22 protein-coding genes are annotated in these 21364 nt (G+C 70.9%); 14 read left to right on the top strand and 8 right to left on the bottom strand.

Annotation, left to right across the window (positions count from 1 at the left end; translation table 11 throughout):
• Nucleotides 1-124: 124 nt before the first annotated feature.
• The 5 genes from AC1KAT_RS17860 to AC1KAT_RS17840 all read right to left on the bottom strand — a co-directional run bounded on the left by AC1KAT_RS17860 (nt 125) and on the right by AC1KAT_RS17840 (nt 5276).
• Nucleotides 125-1264 (bottom strand): FxDxF family PEP-CTERM protein, encoded by a 1140-nt coding sequence (locus tag AC1KAT_RS17860; RefSeq protein ID WP_480328321.1) that lies wholly within the window; start codon nt 1262-1264, stop codon nt 125-127.
• A gap of 155 nt (nt 1265-1419) precedes the next feature.
• Complete coding sequence (gene upp / locus AC1KAT_RS17855) at nt 1420-2049, bottom strand: uracil phosphoribosyltransferase (protein ID WP_480328320.1); 630 nt, start codon at nt 2047-2049, stop codon at nt 1420-1422.
• A gap of 216 nt (nt 2050-2265) precedes the next feature.
• Nucleotides 2266-3477, bottom strand: a complete 1212-nt coding sequence (locus AC1KAT_RS17850; RefSeq protein ID WP_480328319.1) for a URC4/urg3 family protein — start codon at nt 3475-3477, stop codon at nt 2266-2268.
• Nucleotides 3474-4733 (bottom strand): GTP cyclohydrolase II, encoded by a 1260-nt coding sequence (locus AC1KAT_RS17845; RefSeq protein WP_480328318.1) that lies wholly within the window; start codon nt 4731-4733, stop codon nt 3474-3476. Before AC1KAT_RS17845 ends, AC1KAT_RS17850 begins: the two co-directional genes overlap by 4 nt.
• A 99-nt stretch (nt 4734-4832) precedes the next feature.
• Entirely contained in the window at nt 4833-5276 is a 444-nt protein-coding gene (locus tag AC1KAT_RS17840; protein ID WP_480328317.1) for a VOC family protein, read from the bottom strand.
• Nucleotides 5277-5401: 125 nt separating this feature from the next.
• On the opposite strand from AC1KAT_RS17840, the gene AC1KAT_RS17835 reads away from it, so the two are divergent.
• From AC1KAT_RS17835 to AC1KAT_RS17810, 6 genes are all read left to right on the top strand, one after another.
• Nucleotides 5402-5959 (top strand): hypothetical protein, encoded by a 558-nt coding sequence (locus AC1KAT_RS17835; RefSeq protein ID WP_480328316.1) that lies wholly within the window; start codon nt 5402-5404, stop codon nt 5957-5959.
• 12 nt (nt 5960-5971) lie between these two features.
• The gene (locus AC1KAT_RS17830) at nt 5972-6556 is read left to right on the top strand and encodes a hypothetical protein (RefSeq protein WP_480328315.1); all 585 of its coding nucleotides are present in this window, start codon (nt 5972-5974) and stop codon (nt 6554-6556) included.
• A gap of 1 nt (nt 6557) precedes the next feature.
• The gene (locus tag AC1KAT_RS17825; protein ID WP_480328526.1) at nt 6558-7976 is read left to right on the top strand and encodes an AMP-binding protein; all 1419 of its coding nucleotides are present in this window, start codon (nt 6558-6560) and stop codon (nt 7974-7976) included.
• Between the two features lie 79 nt (nt 7977-8055).
• The gene (locus AC1KAT_RS17820) at nt 8056-8994 is read left to right on the top strand and encodes an ABC transporter permease (protein WP_480328314.1); all 939 of its coding nucleotides are present in this window, start codon (nt 8056-8058) and stop codon (nt 8992-8994) included.
• Entirely contained in the window at nt 8991-10067 is a 1077-nt protein-coding gene (locus tag AC1KAT_RS17815; RefSeq protein WP_480328313.1) for an ABC transporter permease, read from the top strand. The genes AC1KAT_RS17820 and AC1KAT_RS17815 overlap by 4 nt, the downstream gene beginning before the upstream one ends.
• Before the next feature lie 67 nt (nt 10068-10134).
• Entirely contained in the window at nt 10135-11829 is a 1695-nt protein-coding gene (locus tag AC1KAT_RS17810; protein WP_480328312.1) for an ABC transporter ATP-binding protein, read from the top strand.
• Nucleotides 11830-11872: 43 nt separating this feature from the next.
• On the opposite strand, the gene AC1KAT_RS17805 is transcribed toward AC1KAT_RS17810, so the two are convergent.
• Nucleotides 11873-13867 (bottom strand): sensor histidine kinase, encoded by a 1995-nt coding sequence (locus tag AC1KAT_RS17805; protein ID WP_480328311.1) that lies wholly within the window; start codon nt 13865-13867, stop codon nt 11873-11875.
• A gap of 143 nt (nt 13868-14010) precedes the next feature.
• Here AC1KAT_RS17805 and AC1KAT_RS17800 point away from each other — a divergent pair, with 143 nt between their 5' ends.
• From AC1KAT_RS17800 to AC1KAT_RS17775, 6 genes are all read left to right on the top strand, one after another.
• A complete protein-coding gene (locus AC1KAT_RS17800) occupies nt 14011-14616 on the top strand; it encodes a TetR/AcrR family transcriptional regulator (RefSeq protein WP_480328310.1) in 606 nt (201 codons plus the stop codon).
• 91 nt (nt 14617-14707) lie between these two features.
• Nucleotides 14708-14830, top strand: coding sequence for a hypothetical protein (locus AC1KAT_RS17795; protein ID WP_480328309.1), 123 nt, complete (start codon nt 14708-14710; stop codon nt 14828-14830).
• 2 nt (nt 14831-14832) lie between these two features.
• The gene (locus tag AC1KAT_RS17790; RefSeq protein ID WP_480328308.1) at nt 14833-15768 is read left to right on the top strand and encodes an alpha/beta hydrolase; all 936 of its coding nucleotides are present in this window, start codon (nt 14833-14835) and stop codon (nt 15766-15768) included.
• 214 nt (nt 15769-15982) lie between these two features.
• Nucleotides 15983-16186 (top strand): hypothetical protein, encoded by a 204-nt coding sequence (locus AC1KAT_RS17785; RefSeq protein WP_480328307.1) that lies wholly within the window; start codon nt 15983-15985, stop codon nt 16184-16186.
• 13 nt (nt 16187-16199) lie between these two features.
• Nucleotides 16200-16409, top strand: coding sequence for a hypothetical protein (locus AC1KAT_RS17780; RefSeq protein ID WP_480328306.1), 210 nt, complete (start codon nt 16200-16202; stop codon nt 16407-16409).
• A gap of 247 nt (nt 16410-16656) precedes the next feature.
• A complete protein-coding gene (locus AC1KAT_RS17775) occupies nt 16657-17649 on the top strand; it encodes a tripartite tricarboxylate transporter substrate binding protein (RefSeq protein WP_480328305.1) in 993 nt (330 codons plus the stop codon).
• A gap of 24 nt (nt 17650-17673) precedes the next feature.
• Here the strand turns inward: AC1KAT_RS17775 and trxC are convergent, their stop codons facing one another.
• A complete protein-coding gene (gene trxC, locus AC1KAT_RS17770; protein ID WP_480328304.1) occupies nt 17674-18093 on the bottom strand; it encodes a thioredoxin TrxC in 420 nt (139 codons plus the stop codon).
• A gap of 59 nt (nt 18094-18152) precedes the next feature.
• On the bottom strand, nt 18153-18662 hold the full coding sequence (locus AC1KAT_RS17765; protein ID WP_480328303.1) for a flavin reductase family protein: 510 nt from the start codon (nt 18660-18662) through the stop codon (nt 18153-18155).
• Nucleotides 18663-18758: 96 nt separating this feature from the next.
• On the opposite strand from AC1KAT_RS17765, the gene AC1KAT_RS17760 reads away from it, so the two are divergent.
• Together AC1KAT_RS17760 and AC1KAT_RS17755 are read left to right on the top strand one after the other, a co-directional pair.
• Nucleotides 18759-19625, top strand: coding sequence for a M14 family zinc carboxypeptidase (locus tag AC1KAT_RS17760; RefSeq protein ID WP_480328302.1), 867 nt, complete (start codon nt 18759-18761; stop codon nt 19623-19625).
• Nucleotides 19626-19678: 53 nt separating this feature from the next.
• Nucleotides 19679-21355, top strand: coding sequence for an AmpG family muropeptide MFS transporter (locus tag AC1KAT_RS17755; protein WP_480328301.1), 1677 nt, complete (start codon nt 19679-19681; stop codon nt 21353-21355).
• Nucleotides 21356-21364: the final 9 nt, after the last annotated feature.

Here is a 21364-nt window from a genome sequence, read left to right as displayed (position 1 = left end):
GGGCTCGATTCTGTCGCTTGCAAGAGCCATTCCGCCACGCGATGCCCTGGCCAAGTCACGCGGCATCACAAAAAGAAAAACGCCCCGAAGGGCGTTGGCTTGGGCGCGACCCGGTGCGGCGCCGTCAGGCGGCCGCGGGGCACCCCGAAGCCGGGGCCGTGCGGGCACGCCGGCGCGCCGTCCAGGCCACGAGCCCCAGGCCGCCCAGCATCAGCGCATAGGTCTCGGGCTCGGGCACCGGTGCGGCCGTGCCGGGGAAGCTGCCGGACGCGGACGACACCAGCACACCCTCGGGTGCGACGAAGCTCGTGCGCAACGTGTGGGAGAAGTCGATGCTGTTCGTCATGTTCTGGTAGCTCCTGTCGATGCGGGCCTGCGTGTCCAGCGACAGCACGAATTCGAAATCGCCGCTCGGATCGAAGCTGTAGTTCAGCAGGGCATCGCCGTTCGCATCGAGCGCCGCGAACGTGACGTCGGGGGCGGTGTGCCAGTGGGGCATCAAGAGGCTGTCGCCGAGAACCCAGAAATGCCGGCCGATGGTGGCCGCTGCGATGGCGGCGTTCAAGCGCTCGTACTCGGCCACGTCGGCGGCGTTGCCCCAGTCCATCGTCTCGGCGTGCTGGTTGAACGCATCGAGGTTGGAGAGCCCCTGCCCGGCGCGGTAGACCGTCAGGCCCACGCGCGCATAGCTCTGTGCAGGTTGCGAGTCCGCGGGCGCGACCTGACCGGCGGCCAGGCTCGTTTCGCCATCGACGGCGAACTGGAATTGGAACTGCTCGCCGTCGTCCCACAGGTAAGGCAGGCCACCCGACGTGAGGTGGAAGGTGTCGGCAAAAGAAGCCGATGCCGACGCCGAGTGCGCGCTGCGCCCATAGACCGGGCTGGCCGCGCTGCCGGGCAGGTTGGCACCGATGCCGAGGATGCTGCGCGCCCTCAGTTGTCCGTTCGCCAGGTCTGCGGCGGCGTAGACATCCGAGGTCTCCGAGCGGATCACCGTGCCCCCGCTGCCGTTGCCGAACGACCAGGTGCCCGTGCCCGCCGCGCCGTGTTCGAGCGCCGCCCCGGTGGTGTCGCGAACCCGGCCGATGTCGGTCGCCGCGTAGTCGGCCGTGCGGACGTAGAAATTCGAGTTCAGGTACCGCTCGGTGTAGTGCGTGGTCTGAGCGTGGGCGGTGAGGCCCGCCCCGCCGCAGAAGACCATCACCGCGACCCCGCGCGCAAACGACCCCTTGAAGGGCCCACGGCCCGCCCATGTCAGCTTCATGTCGACCCTCCAACCCCGCCCCACCAGCGGCGAGAGGGACATTAGTAGAGCCCATGCGCAGGCACCACCCCGCAGGCGCGGGGCGGTGGCCTGTTCCGGGGCGAAGGGTGTTGGCGTGCGGCGGTGGCGTGCCTCGGTTCAGCGCCGCGCTGGCATCACTTGGTGCCGAAGATGCGGTCGCCCGCGTCGCCCAGGCCCGGCACGATGTAGCCGTGTTCGTTCAAGCCGCGGTCGATGGCGGCGGTGTAGACCGGCACGTCGGGGTGCGCCTCGTGGAAGTTCTTCAGCCCCTCGGGCGCGGCCAGCAGGCACACGAAGCGGATCGACTTCGGGTTCGTCTCTTTCAGCCGGTCCACCGCCGCCACCGCCGAGTTGCCGGTGGCCAGCATCGGGTCGAGCACGATGGCGTCGCGCTCGTGCATGTCGTGCGGCATCTTGAAGTAGTACTCGACCGCCACCAGCGTCTTCGGGTCGCGGTACAGCCCGATGTGGCCGATGCGCGCGCCCGGCACCACGTTGAGCATGCCGTCCAGAAAGCCGGCACCGGCCCGCATGATGCTCACAAACACGGTCTTCTTGCCGTCGATCACCGGCGCGCGCATGGTCTCCAGCGGGGTTTCGATCTCGATCAGCTGCGTCGGCATGTCGCGCGTGACCTCGTAGGCCATCAGCATGCTGATCTCGCCCAGCAGCCGCCGGAAGCTGTTGGTGCTGCGGTCTTTCTCGCGCATCAGCGTGAGCTTGTGCTGGATCAGCGGGTGGGTGACGTGGTGGACGGTGGTCATGGGTCAGGTCTCTCGTTGGAACGCAAGCCGAAGGGGGCGACGGCGCGGGCGCGCAGTCTTTTCAACGCCCAGGCGCAAAGGAAAACAGCCAAGGGTGCGAAGAAGAGAGAAGGGCGACGGTCAGAACATTCCTTTGCGTTCTTGGCGCTCTCTGCGTCGTGGCGGTGAAAAGACCGGTGCATGCCGCCGACTTGTCCCACGCGCCATCGACGGCCATCAGAACACCGTCCCGTCGCTCTCGATCTCGACCGGCGGGCGGCCTCCGCGCCGCTCTTGCGCCAGCACGCGCCCGGCCGCCCAGGTGCCGCCTTCGAGGATGCGCGCCAGCGGCATCTGCTCGGCCGTCAGGCCCAGGCGCGTGCGCACCAAGGGCGCCAGCGCGTCGAGCAAGGCCACGGTCAGCGCGCGCCATTCGACGATGAACTCGTCCGACGGCCGGTAGCGCTGCGATGCGAAGCCCGCGTCGCGCGGCACGATCACGCCGGTGTCGAGGAAGAGCCCGCCGTTGCGGTATTCGGGCAGGCCGGTCAGGCCGTCGAGTTCGCTCACCGTGATGCCGGCCCACTCGAAGGGTTCGAGCAGCGAATAGGTCATCCACTGGCTCAGCTTGTGGAAGGGCACCCAGCCGGCGGTCGGGCCTTCGCCGCCGGCCAGCGGGTGCGGCCAGCAGTCGCCCAGCGGCACACCGTGCAAGGCGCTGCCGGTCATCCAGATCGGGCCCAGGTGGTCGAGCAGGGCTTGCAACACGCGCGGCGCGGCGAGCCGGTGGTTGTGGCCGTGGCGGGTGAGGGCATCCAGCAACCCGCCGGGCCGGCCGTCGGCGCCGAAGACCTCGGGCTGCGTGCGCATCGTGTCGCCCAGCCGGCGCAGCAGCGCTGCGCGGCCCTCGAGCCCGACCAGCGGGTTGTCGGCGCGCACCTGAAACGCCTCGGCCAACCGTGCGGTGTCGAGCGCCTGCAGCGCGCGCGCATCGACGCGCCACGGGTCGCCCAGGTCCGACGAGAACAGGCCCGCCATGAAGGCATGAAAACTCGCCACGCCCAGCCCTTCGGAGCGGCCGAAACGCCGGCCGTCTTCGGCATAGGCCCACTGCGGTCCGGCGCCCGCGTCGAGCAGCACGCTGACGACCGTGAGGTCGATGCGGGCGCGGGCCTGCGCGAGGTGGTGGCGCTCGGCGAGGCGCGCATCGAGCTGCGCCTTGCGGTCGATGCCGCCGGCCTCGAAATGCCGCCAGCGGCTGTGGTACGGGATGGCCAGCGTCGGGTGGTTCGTGCGTGTCACCTGCTCGACCAGCGCCGCCGCCGCGTCGAGCCGGTCGAGCGCCAGCGTGAAGTGCGACGAGTGCCCCGCCTGCACCGCCTCGAAGAGGTGGCCGCAGCGCGCGCGCACCGTCGCCGGCGACTTCAGCAGCGCGGCCGCGTCGCTCACAGCGCGCGCCCCTTGGTGGCGGCCAGCGACGACTCGTCGGGCACGCTGCCGTCGGTGAAGTAGCCGGCAGCGATCTTGGCCTCGATCTCGACGCGCGCATCGGCCGGGATCAGCTCGTCGGGAATCTTCACCCGCTCGCCCACTTCGATGCCGCTGCCGGTGATGGCGTCGTACTTGTCGTTGCTCATGCTCACCAGGCGGTGAATCTTGCGGATGCCCAGCCAGTGCAGCACGTCGGGCATCAGCTCTTGAAACCGCATGTCCTGCACGCCGGCCACGCACTCGGTGCGCAAGAAGTACTTGTCGGCGCTGTCGCCGCCGACCTGCCGCTTGCGTGCGTTGTAGACCAGGAACTTCGTGACCTCGCCCAGCGCGCGGCCCTCTTTGCGGCTGTAGGCGATCAGCCCCACGCCGCCGACCTGCGCGCCCTTGATGCACTCTTCGATCGCGTGCGTGAGGTAGGGCCGGCAGGTGCAGATGTCGGAGCCGAACACGTCGGACCCGTTGCACTCGTCGTGCACGCGTGCGGTCAGCGTCACCGTGGGGTCGGCCAGCTTCTTCGGGTCGCCGAAGATGTAGAGCGTCTGTCCGCCGATGGGTGGCAGGAAGACTTCGAGGTCGCTGCGCGTCACCAGCTCGGGGTACATGCCGCCGGTTTCTTCGAACAGGCAGCGGCGCAGCTCGGCTTCGCTCACGTTGAAACGCCGGGCCACGCCGGGCAGCCACCACACCGGCTCGATCGCCATCTTGGTGACGACGGCCGAGCCGTTTTCGAGCAGCACGCGGTTGTCGGGGATCAGCCGCTGAAACGCCATCGCGTGGCGGATCTCGGGCAGGTCGATGTGCGCCTTGGTCACCGCGATGGTCGGCCGCACGTCGATGCCCGCTTCGATGTAGGCCGAGAACACGTCGGCCACCGAAGCGCCCCAGGGGTCGAGCGAGACGATCTTGTCGGGCTCGCCCCACTGCGGGTGCGGGCCGTTGGGGTCTGTCGGCGCGGTGTTGGTCAGGTCGGCCTTGTGGCCCTTGACCAGGTTGCCGGCGGCGACCGCCAGCGCGCGGTAGACCCCGTAGCTGCCGCTGTGCGTGCCGATCACGTTGCGGTGGCTGCGGTTCGTGGTGGTGCCGACCACCGGCCCGCGCTCGGCGGCCGTGGGCGCACCCCAGCGGATTGGTGGCGCGCCGCCCGCCCCCTGCTGCCCCGGGTGCGAGGTCAGGCGGATGTGTTTCGCAGCCTTCGGTTCGCTCGTCGTCATCCGCGTCTCCTGTCGTGGCGCCGAGGAACGCAAGCCCGATGCCAGTCCGCCGTGCCGGTGCGGGCCAGCATACGCCTGTGTTTCGCCGCCGTGGGGCGATCAATCGCCTGAAGCGGCCCCGTCGTCGGGCGGCAGCAACTGGGGGTTCCATGCGACCTCCCACAGGTGCTGGTCGGGGTCTTGAAAGTAGCCCGCATAGCCGCCGTAGAAGGTGTCGCCGGCCGGCTTCACGAGCGTGGCCCCGGCCCGTTGTGCCTGCGCCATCACGGCATCGACCTCGGCCTTCGAGGCCACGTTGTGCGCCAGCGCCATGTCGGTCGGGCTGGGCGCGCTGACCGGCAGGCCCGTGTCGTGCGCCAGGCTCGCGCGCGGCCACAGCGCGAGCTTCAGCCCCGGTTGCAGGTCGAAGAAGGCCACCGCCCCGTGCGTGAACTGCCGACCGACGATGCCCTCGCTCGCCAGCCCCAGGCCGTCGCGGTAGAAGCGCAGGGCACGGTCGAGGTCATCCACGCCGAGGGTGATCAGGGTGATGCGGTTCTTCATCGGTGTTTCTCGGTCAGTCGGTGGAGGGCGCGAATCGCTCCGTCCTATGACAGCAGGGAGCTGTTCGCGCTTCAAGCGCCAGGCGGACGCGTATCCTCGCCCGACCTCCACGCTTGAGCTTCCCCATGCGCCTGCCCTGTCTTGCCCTTAGCGCCCCCCTGCTGCTGCTCACCGCTTGTGCCGCCGCGCCCGAGCCGGCGAAGGTGACCGGGGCGGCGATGACGCCGCTGAACGACCTGAATCTCGTGAATGCGCCGATTCCGCCGGCGCTGGTCGAGGCCAAGCGCGAGCCCTATGCGATGCCGGTCGGCAAGGACTGCGCGGCCCTCAAGGCCGATGTGCGCGCGCTCGACGAGGTGCTGGGGGCCGACCTCGACACGCCGCCCGGCGCCAACAACCCGAGCCTGATCGAACGCGGCGGCACGGCGGTCGGCGACGCGGCCGTCGGCGCGGTGCGGCGCACGGCCGAAGGGGTGATCCCCTTCCGCGGCTGGGTGCGCAAGCTGACCGGCGCCGAGCGTTACTCGCGCGAGGTGGCTGCAGCGATTGCCGCCGGCACGGTGCGGCGCTCGTTCTTGAAGGGCATCTCGGCGGCGCGCGCGTGCGACGTGGCGCCGGTGCAGGCGGCCGCCGCGTCGGCCCCGGCCGCGCCGGTGGCCGCGGCGAGCGCACCGGCGAAATAAACCCGGCGCGGCATGGCGCTGCTGATGTCGTGGGTGCGCAGCCTGGGCGACCTGCCCGGCTGGGTGGCCGCCCTCGGCGGGCCGGTGCTGCTGATCGTCGCGCTGCTGTGCGTGGCGCGCGAAGAGCTGCCGCGGGTGGCGCGCGGGCTCGGCCTCGTGGCTTTTCTGTCGCTCGGCTTCGGGCTGGCCTTCCAGCTGGCGCGCTGGGTCTCGCCGGGCCTGCCGCTCGCATGGTGGGTGGCCGGCGCGGTGATCTTCCCGGTGATCGTGGCGCGCGGGGGCGGCTGGGCGTGGGTCTACGGCTCGCTGTGGGTGCTGATCCTCGCGGTGCTCGGCGTGCGCCTGGCCGGTGCGCTGTGGCAGGCCAACGCGGTGGGCGGCCTGCTGTACCTGGCCGGCCTCGTCGCGCTGCTGCCGGCCTATGCGGTGCACCGGCTCACGCCGCGCCCGCGCCGGCCGCCGCCCGAGCCGGTCGTCGCGCCACCCATGGGCTTTGACGAGGACGAAGACGCCGCCGCGCCGTCCCCCGACCCCTTGATCGAACGGCTGGACCGCGACGACGCACAAGAGGGCGCCGACAAGTACACGCGTGAATGACATGCCACTGGATGCCGTGTCGCGCGCTGCCGTGCCGCCGCTGCCCGAGGGCGTTGAGCAAGCGCTGTTCGACCCGCGCCGACTGCCCGGCCTGGGCGCGGCCGACCGCGAGCTGCTGCGCTGGATGCGCGGTCACCCGCAGGCCCCGCTGTACCGCGACTTCAGCGGCCACCGGCTGACGCCGCGCGACCGCCTCGCGGCGGCGTGGCGCCTGGGCACGCTGCTGCGCGCCTCGCTGCGGCAGCCCAGCGCCGAGCCGCCGGTCTGGGCCTGGCGCTTCGTGCGCCGGCACTGGGCGACGGTCCCGGCGCGACGCGGCAGCGGCCCGGTGCGGTCCACCTGGCAGGCCATCGACCCGATGCAGCGTGCCGACCTCAGCGCGCGCCTGAGCGACTTCGTGCCCGAGGGCCTGCCGCTCGATGCGCTGATCTGCTTCACCACCTCGGGCACCACCGGCCACCCGCTGCGCGTGCCTTCGACCCCGCGCGTGGCGGCCGAGTACCTGGCCTACCACCGGCGCGCGCTGGCGCTGTTCGGCATCACGCCGCGGGCCGGGCGCGGCGAGGTCGGCATCGTGCTCGCGGGGCACCAGCAGCGCTGTTTCACGTATGTCTCGGTCAACCCGCTGGCGGGCCACTGCGGGCTGGCCAAGCTCAACCTGATGCCGCACGAATGGCGGCACGCCGACGACCGCGCGCCTTACCTCGACGCGCTGGCGCCCGAGCTGGTCTCGGGCGACCCGGTCTCGCTGGCCGAACTCGCCAGCCTGCCGATGCGCCACCGCCCGCGTGCGCTGCTCAGCACGTCGATGGCCCTGGGCGCGGGCCTGCGTGCGCAGCTCGAAACCCGCTTCGCCTGCCCGGTGCTCGACCTGTACTCGATGAACGAGGTCGGCCCCATCGCCGTGCACGTGCCGGCGCGCGGCGGCTTCGTGCCGCTGCAGCCGCATCTCTTCATCGAGGTGCTGGGCGCCGATGGCCGACCCGCGCCCGAAGGTGAGCCGGGTGAGGTCACCGTCACCGGCGGCTTCAACCCCTGCCTGCCGCTGATCCGCTACCGCACCGGCGACTTCGCCCGGCTCGTCTTCACCGAACAGGGCCCGCTGCTGTGCGAGCTGCAAGGCCGCGCGCCGGTGCGCTTTCGGCGCGCCGACGGCACCTGGCTCAACAACATCGAGGTCACGCACGCGCTGAAGCCCTTCGCGCTGGTGCGCCACACGCTGCACCAGCAGGCCGATGGCCGCTTCACGCTGCGCGTCGATGCGCGCGAGCCGCTCGATGGGCTGCGCGACCCGCTGCAGGCGGCGCTCGCCGACCTGCTGGGCCCATCGCCCGCGCTCGACATTGCGCCGCTCGTGGCCGACGACAAGGCGCGGCAATACACCAGCGAGCTCGACGGCCAGGGGCGCGAAGCGGATTAGGGGCATTGCGAGGTCGGCGCCTGCGGCCCAGGCCCTAGACTGCGCCGGTCTTCAACCCCCGCCTTTGCCTTCACCCTCGATGGCCGCGTACCTGATCCGTCGCTTGTGGCAAATGGTGCCGACGCTTGCGGGCGTCGTGCTGCTGGTGTTCGCCCTGTTCAAGTTCGTCGGCGGCGACCCGGCCGAGATCCTCGCCGGGCTGAACGCCACGCCGGCGCAAGTCGATGCGATCCGCGAACAGCTGGGCCTCAACAAGCCGGTGTGGCAGCAGTTCTTCATCTTCGCGCGCCAGATCGTCACCTTCGAATGGGGCCAGAGCTGGGCCACGCAAGAGTCGGTGTCCGAGCTCTTCGCCTCGCGCCTGCCGGCCACGCTGACGGTGATGGTGCCCATCCTCGTGCTCGACGTGCTGCTGGCCCTGCCGCTGGCCCTGCTGGTGGCCGCGTGGCGCGGCTCGCTGACCGACCGCGTGGTGATGATCGTCGGCACGGTGGCGTTGTCGATCTCGTTCCTGGTGTACGTGATCGCCGGCCAGTACTTCTTCGCCTTCCGGCTCGGGCTCTTCCCGGTGCAGGGCTGGAGCGAAAGCCTGTGGACCAACCTCGCGGTCTACACGCCGCTGCCGGTGCTGCTGGCGGTGATGGTGGGCCTGGCGCCGCAGACGCGCCTGTACCGCACCTTCTTTCTCGACGAGATCGGCCACGACTACGTGCGCACCGCGCGCGCCAAGGGCCTCACCGAGCGCACCGTGCTGCTGCGGCACGTGCTGCGCAACGCGATGATCCCCATCCTCACCAACATCGGCATGGCGCTGCCGGGCATCTTCGTCGGCTCGTTCCTGATCGAGACCTTCTTCTCGATCCCGGGCCTGGGGCGTGAGGTGTTGCTGGCGGTGAGCCGCAGCGACTACCCGGTGATCCAGGCCATCACGGTCTACATCGCGGTCATCACGATGGTGGTGAACCTGCTGACCGACGTGGCCTACAAGCTGGCCGACCCGCGGGTGGTGCTGCGGTGAGCGCCGTGGCCGGGCCGGGCACACCGGGAGTGCCGCGCCGCGCGCGTTCGCCCGGGGCCTGGGCGCAGGGCTGGCAGCGCCTGCGGCAAGACCGCGTCGGCATGGTCTCGCTGGTGCTGGTGCTGGCCTTCGCGCTGCTGGTGGGCCTGGCGCGCCTGGGCGGCCTGGCCGGCAGCTGGCAAGACGAGGTCGGCGTGCCCAACGCACCGCCCACGCTGCTGGGGCCGTCGAAAGAAGACGCCGCCGAAGCGGTGGCCGGGGTGGCCGGGCCCGAGGTGGACCTCACCGCGGTCGATCCGCTGGCCCCGCATTACGCCGACTGGGCCGAGCGCGCGCGTGCCTTCAAGACCGAAGACAGCGCCAAGGCACCGACCCTGCCCTTCGGTGCCGACCGCCTGGGCCGCGACGTGCTCGCCAAGGCGGTGAAGGGGGCTGAAATCTCGATCATGGTCGGCGTGCTCGCGGCGCTGGCCGCCACGTTGATCGGCACGCTGCTCGGCGCGCTGGCGGGCTTCTTCGGCGGCAAGGTTGGCGACCTGCTCGAATGGGTCTACAACGTGTTCACGTCGATCCCGGGCATCTTGCTGATCCTCGCCTTCGCGGCGGTGCTCAACCAGCCGGGCTCGCCGGTGCCCAAGGGCGTGGGCGCGCTGATCGTGATCCTCGGGCTGACAGGGTGGACGGGCATCTACCGCCTGGTGCGCGCCGAGTTCATAAAGCACACCGTGCGCGAGTACGTGCGCGCGGCCGAGGCGCTGGGCGCGGGCGCGTTCGCGCGCATGTTCCGGCACATCCTGCCCAACATCAGCCACGTGCTGCTGGTGCAGTTGTCGATGCACGTGGTGGGCTTCATCAAGGCCGAGGTGATCCTGTCGTACCTGGGCCTGGGCGTGGCGGTCGATGAGGTGAGCTGGGGCACCATGCTCGCCGAGGCGCAGAGCGAGCTGATCCTCGGCTACTGGTGGCAGCTGGCGGCGGCCACGGCCTTCATGGCGCTGTTCGTCACGGCGTTTTCGCTGCTGACCGACGCGCTGCGCGATGCGCTCGACCCGAAGCTGCGGGGGCTGGAATGAGACACCAGGTGCCAACGCCGACGCGGGCCGAGCGCCGGGCCGCTCCCAAGCCGGCCGAGGGGCTCACATGACCCTGTTGCTGAGCGTGCAAGACCTGCGCGTGGCGTTTCGCCTCGGGCGCGGCGAGGGCCGGGTGCAGGCGGTCGGGCGCGGCGAGGCGGGCATCTCGTTCGACATCGCCGAGAACACCACCGTCGCGCTGGTCGGCGAGTCGGGCTCGGGCAAGAGCGTCACCGCGATGTCCATCGTCAACCTGCTGCCCGACAACGCCGAGCGGCAGGGGGCGATCCGCTTCAACGGGCGCGACCTGATGGCGGCCTCGCGCGCCGAGCTTCAGGCGCTGCGCGGGCGCGAGATCGCGTGTGTGTTCCAAGACCCGATGGGTTCGCTGAACCCGGTGTTCACGGTCGGCCGGCAGATCGCCGAGCCGCTGCGCAAACACCTGGGCCTGAGCGCCCGGCAGGCGCGCGAGCGGGCCGAGGCGCTGCTGGCCGAAGTGGGTCTGCCCGAGCCGAAGCGCCGGCTCGACGCCTACCCACACCAGCTGTCGGGCGGCCAGCAGCAGCGCGTGATGATCGCGATGGCGCTGGCCTGCGAGCCGAAATTGTTGATTGCCGACGAGCCGACCACCGCGCTCGACGTCACGGTGCAGCGGCAGATCTTGGAGCTGCTCGCGCGCATCAAGCAAGAGCGGCGCATGAGCATGCTCTTCATCAGCCACGACCTCGGCGTGGTGGGCGAGATCGCCGACGGGGTGGTCGTGATGCGCCAGGGCACGGTGCGCGAGCACGGCCCGGTGGCCCGCCTCTTCAGCGACCCGCAAGACGCGTACACGAAGGCGTTGCTGGCCTGCCGGCCGCGGCTCGACGACACGGCCGCGCGGCTCACGGTCATCGACGACTTCATCGCCGGCCGCGCGTCGGTGGGCGTGGCCCGACCGAAAGACCCGAACGCGCCGGTGCTGATCGAGGCGCAGTCGCTGCGCAAGGGCTTCTGGGTGCCGCAGGGCGTGTTCGGCCGGCGTGCGTTCGAGGCGGTGAAGGGCGCGAGCTTTCAGCTGCGGCGCGGCCACACGCTGGGCATCGTGGGTGAGTCGGGTTCGGGCAAGACGACGCTCGGCCTCGCGCTCTTGCGCCTGCACGAGCCCTCGGGCGGGCCGGTCGGCGGGCGCGTGCTGTTCGACGGCCGCGACCTGCTCACGGTGCCGCGGCGCGACTGGCTGCCATTGCGCCGGCGCATCCAGGTCGTCTTCCAGAACCCGTACGCCTCGCTGAACCCGCGCTTCACGGTGGCGCAAAGCCTGGTCGAGCCGATGCGCATCCACGGCATCGGGGCCGATGCCGCCGAACGCGAATCACGCGCCATCGCCTTGCTGGCCAAGGTCGGCCTGGGCGAAGACGCGCTCGACAAGTACCCGCACGAGTTCTCGGGCGGCCAGCGCCAGCGCATCGCCATCGCCCGCTGCCTGACCTTGTCGCCCGAGGTGCTGGTGCTCGACGAGGCGGTGAGCGCGCTCGATGTCTCGGTGCAGGCGCAGGTGCTCAACCTCTTGAAAGACCTGCAAGACGAACTCGGCCTGGCCTACGTCTTCATCAGCCACGACCTCGCGGTGGTGCGCTTCATGGCCGACGAGGTGCTGGTCATGAAAGATGGCGAGGTGGTCGAGCAGGCCGGCGTGGCGCAGATCCTCGGCGCGCCGCAGCAGGACTACACGCGCCGCCTGCTGGGCGCGCTGCCGCGCGGCCACGTCGCCGGGGCCTGAGCCTCGGGGCGGCCGGCAAGCGCCGCGCCGAACGCTGCGTGCATCAGGGCAGGTTGGCCGGGCCGGTGGGCGGGGCCAGCGCCGCGCCGCGCGAACGGCCCCCGACACGGGGCTCGGGGTCGTCGCCCGTGGCGGCGGTCGCCGTGGCCGCCACGCGGGGTGGGATGGCCCCGGTTGCGGGTTCGCGGTCGGGCGCTTCTGCCGAGGCCGGCGGCGCGAGCGGAATGCTCAACTCGGCGCAGGTGCCGCGCCCCTCTTCGCTGGTCAGCAGCAGATCACCGCCCATGCGGCGCAGCAACTGCCGCGCGATGACCAGGCCCAGCCCGCTGCCGCGCACCTTGCTGCCCTCGGCGCCGAGCCGGTCGAAGGGCTGAAACAGCCGTTCGAGCTGCGCCGCCGGAATGCCTAAGCCGTCGTCGCGCACGGTGATGATCGCCATTGCGTCGTGGGTGCGCACCCGCAGGTCCACGCGGCCGCCGGGCCGGTTGTATTTGACGGCGTTGGTGAGCAGGTGCACGAGGCTTTGTTCGAGCCGGCGTGCGTCGGCGCGCACGACCGGCGGTTCGTTGCCCGACGCATCGCCCGGCTCGACGCCCCAGCTGAGCTGCACCGCGGCATCGCGCGCAAGCGCCAGCACGCGCGCCTGGCTGGCTTCGATCACGCCGCGCAGTGCGAAGTCGTTCGTGTGCAGGCTCAGCGTGTCGCCCTCAAGGCCGGTCAGGTCGAGGATGTCGTTGATCAGCTCCAGCAGCTGCTGGCCGCTGTCGAGCACCTGCTGGATGCGCTTGCGCTGCTTGGGGGACAGCGGCTCGTCGGCATCGCTTTCCATCAGCTGCGCAAAGCCCAGCACAGCGTTCAGCGGCGTGCGCAGCTCGTGGCTCGCGCGCGAGAGGAAGGCGTTCTTGGCGCGGCTGGCGCGCACCGCCCCTTCCTTGTCGAGGCGCAGCTGTTCGGCCTGCACGTCGTCGCTCACGTCCGACAAGATGCCAATCAGCCGCGTCACGTCGCCGCGCACACGGGCGCGCGCATCGAGCTGCAGGTGCCGCACGTGGCCATCGGGCAGGTGCACGCGGTAGCGGATGTGCAGCGGCGCCGGGTTGTCGATCGTCTGCTGCAGCGCCTGGCGCACGCGCGCGGCGTCTTCTTCGTGCACCAGCTCGCGCGAGAGCCGGCGGCCGTCGAGCGTGGCGTCTTCGCGCGGCAAGCCGTACAGGCCGGCGGCGCGGGCGTCGATCGTGACGCGGTCGTTGCCGAGGTCCCAGTCGAACACGCCGATGCCGGCCGACTCGATGGCCAGGCTCCAGCGCTCGTTGCCCTCGCGCAGCGCACGCGCGGTGGCCGCCTCGCGGCGCAGCAGGTGCGAGGTCAGGCCGATACCCACCAGCGCGAGCGCGCCGCTGGTCAGCACGATGCTCCAGAGGATCAGCGTCTGCGCCACGCGCGCCGCGTCGCCCAGCGTGGTTGAAAAGCGCAGCGCCAGTCGCGTGAGCCGGTCGTTCAGCGGCACCACCTGGTCGAGCAACTGGCGCAGCTCGGGCGAGTCGGTCTCGCCGCGCAGCACCCGTTCGCGGATGCGCCGCGCCAGGCTGTCGAGCTCGTCGATGTGTCCGTCGGCGGCGGCCCAGATCATGATGGCCTCTCTCATGAACGAGACGTCACGAAAGCGCCGGTACAGGCGCACCATGCTGTCCACATCGTCGGGGTGGTTGCCGCCCTGGATGAAGCCCTGGCGCACGCGCGCGAGGTCGGGTTCGGGGCGGTCGAGTTCGAGCCGCGCGGTGCGGTCGCCCAGCGGCACGGCCAGTGCGTCGAGGTACTTCTGGTAGTCGGCGTCGTGCCGCTGCTCGGCATAGCGCAGCAGGTGGTAGACCGCGTCCTTCTGGGCCTTCGACCAGCGGCTTTCGCCGCCCACGTAGGCGCGCGCGCCGGCCAAGGCGTCGATGCTGGCGGCGGCCAGGCTGGCGAGCAGCACCACGGCCACCACGAACGGCGCGATCACCGTCCAGCGGAACCGGGCGTCGAAGCTCTGTGATGGCATTCGATCCTCTTGTTTTCTCTTCCCTGGCCCGCGGTGTACCACGTGACTTGCCGGGCCTCCTGCTGCCGCGCGTGCAACGGCCCTGAAGCGTGCAGGGGTATGCGTGAACGCGGGTGTCGCACGATCGTGCTAAGGTTCGTCGCATGGAAACCAAGACCGACCGCAGCGAGCTGACGCTGGCCGCCATCGTCGACACCGCCTGCCAGATGGCGGCGGTGGACGGCCTGGAGAGCCTGACCATCGGCGAGGTCGCCAAGCGGCTGGGCTTGTCCAAGAGCGGCGTGTTCTCGCGCGTTGGCTCGCGCGAGGCGCTGCAGAAGGCGGTGATCGAGACCACCGGCGCGCGCTTCCTGCAAGAAGTCTTTGTGCCCGCCATGCGTGAGGCGCGCGGCCTGCCTCGGCTGAACGCCATCATGAAGCTGTGGATCAAGCGCGCGATGGGCTACGAGAGCGTGCGCGGCTGCCTGTTCTCGGCCGGCGCCTTCGAGCTCGACGACCGCGAAGGCCTGCTGCGCGACGCGCTGCTCGACCACGTCTTGCGCTGGCGCGCCGCGTTGCGTCGCTGCGTCGTGCAAGCGGTCGAAGAGGGCCACCTGAAGGCCGGCATCGACCCCGATCAGCTGGTGTTCGAGCTCGACGGCCTGTTCATCGCCCTGATGCGCGAGGCGCGCTTTCTGCGCGATCCGCGTGCCGCCGAGCGCTGCTGGGCGGCGTATGAGCGGCTGATGCAGGGCTTTCGCCCCGGCTGACCACTCATTTCCACCCGTTGTTTGCCGTGGCTCCCCCAGCCCTGTCTTTTTTGCCCAACCGTCGCACGGTCGTGCGACAAGGAGATGCGCCATGTGGTTCCTGCTCGTGACCCTGTCCCTCGTCGCCCTGGTCGGCGCCGGGGTGGAAATCGCCCGCCTGACCCGCGTCCTGGCCTTGCTGCCTGACAGCAACGCCGATTTCGAAAGCCCCTGACCATGCACACCCCCAACGCCGCCTCGGCCGCCGCGCTCGCGCAGGCCAACCCCACCCGCGCGCTGTACGCCCACCCGCTCGCCCAGGGCCTGGGCGTGGCGATGCGCGGCCTGCAGCACCGCGCGCCCCGGCTGGGCCTGCGCCTGGCGCTGCGGCTCTTCTTCACGCCGATGCCGTCGAAGCTCGGCACCCGGCGCCGCCCGCTGGCGCCCCATTGGCGCGTCGAGACCTGGCCCTTCGAGGGCAAGACGCTCACCGCTTACCGCCGCACCGACACCGCGAATGGCGCGCCGCGTGTGCTGCTGGTGCACGGCTGGGCCGGCGACGCGATGCAGATGGCACCGTTGGCCGATGCGCTGGTCGCGGCCGGCTTCGACCCGGTCACGCTCGACTTTCCGGCGCATGGCCGCAGCGCCGGCTGGCGCACCTCGCTGCCCGAGTTCGTGCGCGGCCTGTGGACCGCCTCGGCGCGGCTCGGGCCGCTGCACGGCGTGGTCGCGCATTCGATGGGTGCGCTGGCCGCGTCGCATGCCGTCGCGCAGGGCCTGCCGGTGCAGCGGCTGGCGCTGTTCGCGCCCTCGCCGCCGCCGCGCGTGGTGCTGCACTGGTTCGCCAGCGGCTTTGGCCTGAGCGACGCGCTGTCGGCGCACATGAAGCGCCGCATCGAGCTCGAAGAGGGCATGGCGCTCGACGAGTTTGAGCTGGGCTGGCTCGCGCCGCGCCTGGCGTTGCCCGCGCTGGTGGTGCACGACGCGGCCGACCGCATGGTGCCGTTCGCGGTCGGCGAGGCCATGGCGCGGCAGCTGCGCAACGCGCGCCTGCTACGCACCGAAGGCCTGGGCCACCGCCGCGTGCTGGCCGACCCGGCGGCGCTCGAGGCCGTCACGGCACACCTGGGCGAAGGGGCCGCGGCGCGCGTGCAGGCCGCCAGTCGCTGACGTTTCCGGTCAGTCGTGTAACGCCGGTCTTACGGTCTGGCCCAAATGCGGCGGCAGCGCGCAGCGCAGCACGTCACTTTGGGTCGTGCCCCAGGGGGTTCGGGGCCTGGCAAGCCATGGCATGGAAGCTGCGCTCGCAGATGTCACGGGCGGATGTCACAGGTGAGCGTTCACCCCCGGCACCGCCCCCCGACTTCTGACCAGGACCGACCCCATGCCCGTGTTCCACCGTCGAACCGCTCCCCCGCGCCGTGCCGCGCGGCCCCACGCCCCGAGCTGCCGCGGCGGCGCCTCGTCGCTGCTGCGGCTGGCGCAGCCGGCGCCGGGCGCATCCGACAAGGGCCTGCCCGCCTCGCTGCGTTCAGGCTTCGCGCCCCTGCACGACTTTGCCCCCAGCCAGTGGCTGGTCGGCCACTGAGCGGGGCCACGTCATGTCACGCCTCGACCACCCGTCGTTCACCCCTTCCGCTCGCCCGCGCGTCGAAGGCTCGCGTGTGCTGATGAATCTGCCCGCGCGCACCACGCCGGCGGTGCTGCCGAGCGCACCCCGTGCCTCGCAGGTGCTGCAGTCGCGCCGCGCGCCGACGCAACTGTCGTTGTTTCCGCCGCCGGGGCAGTTGCTGCCGCGCGGTTCGCGCTGAGCCGTCGCGGCCAGGCGGGCCTCGACGGCATGGATGCCCGGGTGGCCGGGTGCCATCTTTCAGGCAAGACGTTTTTTTTGGCGCTCTGACGTCCAAGGGAAAGCGGGCAACCGGGGGTGAAGAGAGCGAGTCCCCGGCCCCTGTCCCGCTTTCCCTCTTTTTTGCCTGAAGACCTGGGTACAAGCCCTGACGCGGCGCGCTTTGCTGCAGCCGCACACTGCGCGGTCTCATCCCCTTCGGAGACCGCATGCACAAGATCCATCGCCGCCACCTGCTGGCCGCCGCCGGCGCGGGGTTGCTGCCCGCCGCCACCTTCGCCCAGACCGGTTGGCCCAGCAAGCCCGTGCGCATCGTCGTGCCCTTCGCACCCGGCGGCACCACCGACCTGCTCGCACGCGCCCTGGCGCCTGAACTGAGCCGCGCCTTCGGCCAGCAGTTCGTCGTCGAGAACAAACCCGGCGGCGGCGGCAACGTCGGCGCCGAGCTGGTCGCCAAGTCGCCGGCCGACGGCCACACGCTGCTGATGGGCACCGTGGGCACGCACGGCATCAACCAGTCGCTGTACCCCTCGCTGCCCTTCGACCCGATCAAGGACTTCGCCCCCGTCACGCTCGTGGCCGCCGTGCCCAACGTGCTGGTGCTCAACCCGGCCAAGGCCGAGGCGCTGAAGATCCAGTCGGTGCCCGACCTGATCCGCTACGCGCGTGCCAACCCCGGCAAACTGAACATGGCCTCGAGCGGCAACGGCACGTCCATCCACCTCGCCGGCGAGCTGTTCAAGACGCTGACCGGGACCTACCTCGTGCACTTTCCCTACCGCGGCTCGGGGCCGGCGCTGCTCGACCTGATCGGCGGCACGATGGACCTGATGTTCGACAACCTGCCCTCGGCCATGCCGCACATCAAGTCGGGCAAGTTGAAAGCGCTGGCCGTCACCAGCGCCACCCGCAGCGCGGCCTTGCCCGAGCTGCCGACCATCGCCGAGGCGGGGCCGGTCAAGGGCTACGAGGCGAGTTCGTGGTTCGGCCTGCTGGCCCCGGCCGGCACGCCGGCCGACGTGGTCAGCCGCGTGCAGCAAGAGGCGGCCAAGGCGCTCGCCACGCCGGCGCTGAAAGAGCGTCTGCTGTCGCAAGGGGCGATCCCGAGCGGCAACACGCCGGCGCAGTTCGCCGCGCACATCGCGGCCGAAACGAAGAAGTGGGCCCCGGTCGTGAAGGCCTCGGGCGCGAAGGTCGATTGAACGCAGGAGGTGAGCGACGGGCACTCAGCCTTCGCTCACCCAGCCGACGATCTGCGGCGCCCGTTGCGCGCCCGACACGCGCTTGGCCTCGGTGCCGCCGCGCAGCATCACCAGCGTCGGGATGCTGCGGATGCCGAAGCGTGCCGACACGCGCGGGTTGGCGTCGCTGTCCACCTTGGCCAGCAGCGCGCGGCCCTTGAGCTGCTTGGCGGCCAGCGCGAACTGCGGGGCCATCATCTGGCAGGGGCCGCACCACTCGGCCCAGAAGTCCACCACCACCGGCAACTCGGTTTTCGACACCACGGCGTCGAAGTTCGCATCGGTCAACTCGATCGGTTCGCCGCTCAGCAGGCCGTGGCCGCAGCGCCCGCACACCGGGTCTTCGGTCAGGCGCGCATCGGGCACGCGGTTGGTGGTCTGGCAGGACGGGCAGGCGATCAGCATGGGCGGCTCCTTGGGCGGGCTCGCCTCACGTGGCGGCCGTGCCCGCCGATTTCAACCGCCTACAGCGGCAGCTCGGTGAAGTAGCGCCCGCCGTGGTAGATCAACGGCAGGGCGCCTTCGCGGCGCTCGCAGTGCTCGACCTCGCCGACGAAGATCACGTGGTCGCCTTCTTCGTAGCGGCTGCGGTTGAAGCACTCGAACGAGGCTGCGACACCTTCGAGCACCGGGGCACCGCCCGCGCCTTCGCGGAAGGGCACGCCGTCGAAGCGGTCGATGTCTTTGGTGGCGAAGCGTTCGGCGATGGGGCGCTGTTCGGCCGCGAGGATGTTCACCGCGTAGTGCGAGCCCTGCGCGAACGCGGGCATCGAGCCGGCGCTGCGCGACAGGCTCCACAGCACCAGCGGGGGGGCCAGCGAGACCGAGTTGAACGAATTGGCCGTCAAACCCACGAGGCGGCCATCGGCGTCGCGCGCGGTGATGACGGTCACGCCCGTGGCGAACGCGCCGAGCGCCGAGCGGAAGTCGTGCGGAGAAAAGCTGGGCGCGCTGGGGCGCAACAGGGCGGTCATGGTTCGGCATTGTCGCGGAGCCGGTTTGCACCGCACAACTTCCATTCACGGGGGCGTGGCGACGCCGCTGGCGTGACAGCCCTCTAAACTTTCCGCATGCCGATGCGACCTGTTTCTCACCTCGTGCGGGCGGCTGCCGCCGCGCTGGCCGTGGCCCTGGCCGCGCCCGCCTTCGCCGCTGCCCCTTGCGCCGACCTGAGCCGGCGCCTGCCCAACCTGCGTCTCGCGCTGTGCGAGGGCGCGGCGCTGCGGCCCTCGGGCATGCACTCGGTGAAGGGCTTCCCGCTGCTGCAGCGCGACGTGCTGAGCCCGGTGCCCGAGGGCGAACCCAAGCGGCGCCTGCGCGCGCCGCGCCGCGTGCTGGTGATCGGCGGCATCCACGGCGACGAACTGTCGTCGACCTCGCTCGTCTTCCACTGGATCGAGCACGCCACCCAGACCCCCGCCGGCATGGACTGGCGCTTCGTGCCGGCCGTCAACCCCGACGGCCTGTTGCTGCCCAAGCCCACGCGCACCAACGCCAACAAGGTGGACCTGAACCGCAACTTCCCGACGCCGCACTGGGAGCACGAGGCCCCGCGCTACTGGTCGCAGCGCACGAAGAAAGACCCGCGCCGCTACCCCGGCGCCAAGCCGCTGTCCGAACCCGAGAGCCAGTTCATCGTCCAGACCATGACGAGCTGGCGGCCCGACCTGATCGTCAGCGTGCACGCCCCCTACGGCGTGCTCGACTACGACGGCCCGAGCGTGCCGCCGCAGCGCCTGGGCCGGCTGTACCTCGACCAGGTCGGTATCTTTCCCGGCTCGCTCGGCAACTTCGGCGGCGTGCACAAGGGCGTGCCCGTGGTGACCATCGAACTGCCGAGCGCGATTCGCACGCCCAGCGAGTCCGAGATGCGCCAGATGTGGGTGGACTTGCTGCGCTGGATCACCGAGCGGCAACCCCACGAGACCACGCGTTGATCGGCTGCGGGGCACGGCGGCGTGGCGTGGGAGCCGCTCCCTAGAATCGCCCGATGTCCCCGACCGCCGACGCGCTGAGCCCCACTCCTTCGTTCGCGCGCCTTCGCGCCTTGCACCGGCTGGCGGTTGTCACCGTGCTCGGTGTGGCCTCGGGCCTGCCGCTCGCGTTGACGGGCCAGGCCATGCAGGCCTGGCTCAGCGTCGAAGGCATCGACCTCGCCACCATCGGCTTCCTGAGCCTGGTCGGCCTGCCCTACACCTTCAAGTTTTTGTGGGCCCCGCTGATGGACCGCTTCGAGCTGCCCTGGCTTGGGCGGCGCCGCGGTTGGCTCGTCCTCACACAGCTGGCCCTGGCGGGGGCCCTGTGGTGGCTGTCGGTCACGTCGCCCAGCGCGGCCATCCGCAGCTTTGCGCTGCTGGCGGTGCTGGTGGCCTTCGTCTCGGCCTCGCAAGACGTGGTGATCGACGCCTACCGCACCGACCTGCTTGCGCCGAAAGAGCGCGGCATGGGCTCGTCGCTCAACGTCTTCGGCTATCGGCTGGCGATGATCGTCTCGGGTGGCCTCGCGATGATCTGGGCCGATCCGCAACAGGGCGGCGCGATGAGCTGGCCGCAGGTCTACCGCGTGATGGCCTGGCTGATGGTGGGTGTGGCGGTCTTCTCGGCCGTCGCGCTGCCGCGGCTGGCGCACCACGAGCGGCCGCAGAGCAACGCGCGAAACGACCTGCGCGGTTTCGCCGCGGTGCTGCTGGCGGTGGTCGTGGGCTACGGCTTCACCGCGGGGTTGGGCGAAGCCGGCGCCCATGCGCTGAGCCGGCTGATCGGCTCGCGCGCCGGCCTGACCGAACTGCTCGCCCAGGGCGTGGCCCGGCCCATCATGCAGGGCGTGCTCGGCCCGACTTTGGCCGAGACCTCGCTGAGCCCGGCCCTGCAAGGCAAGTGGGTCGACCTCGCCACGCTGCTGCTGGGGATGGCCTTCACCGCGCCGCTGGTCATCTGGGCCGCACGACGGGCGCGCTTCGAGACGCTGCTGGGTGGCCTGCGCAACTACTTCGGCCGGCCCCAGGCCCTGAGCTTTCTCGCGTTCATCGTGCTCTACAAACTGGGGGACGCCTTCGCCGGCTCCCTGATGACGCCCTTCCTGCTCAAGGGCATGGCCTTCACGCAAGCCGAATTCGGCGTGGCCAACAAGCTGATCGGCCTGTGGTTCACGATCGGCGGCGCCCTGGTGGGCGGCGTGCTGATGTTCAAGCTGGGCCTGTGGCGCTCGTTGATGCTGTTCGGCATCTTGCAGATGGCCAGCAACCTCGGCTTCTGGTGGCTGGCGACGAACGGCAAAGGGGCGCTGCCGGGCTTCACCGTGCCGAGCTTCGACTGGTGGCTCGTCTGGCTCGACAAGGCCACGACGGTCGATGGGGGGCTGGTGCTGGTCATCGCCTGCGAGAACATCAGCGGTGGCATGGGCACGGCGGCCTTCGTGGCCTTCTTGATGAGCCTGTGCAACCAGCGCTTCACCGCGACCCAGTACGCGCTGCTGTCGGCCTTCGCATCGGTCGGGCGCGTGTGGGTCGGGCCGCTGGCGGGCGTGCTGGCCGAGACCATCGGCTGGCCGCTGTTTTTCATCGTCTCGACCGTGGCGGCGGTGCCGGCGCTGGCCATGCTCGCGTGGCTGCGTCGGCCGGTGCGCGCGCTCGAGGTGGACCCGGATGCGCCCTCGTCCGACGACTGAACGGCGCCC

The organism is Piscinibacter sp. PDB5-1 (assembly GCF_056676035.1).
Note: the sequence above shows the minus strand (reverse complement) of the source record. Positions and strands in the feature narration are given on the sequence as shown.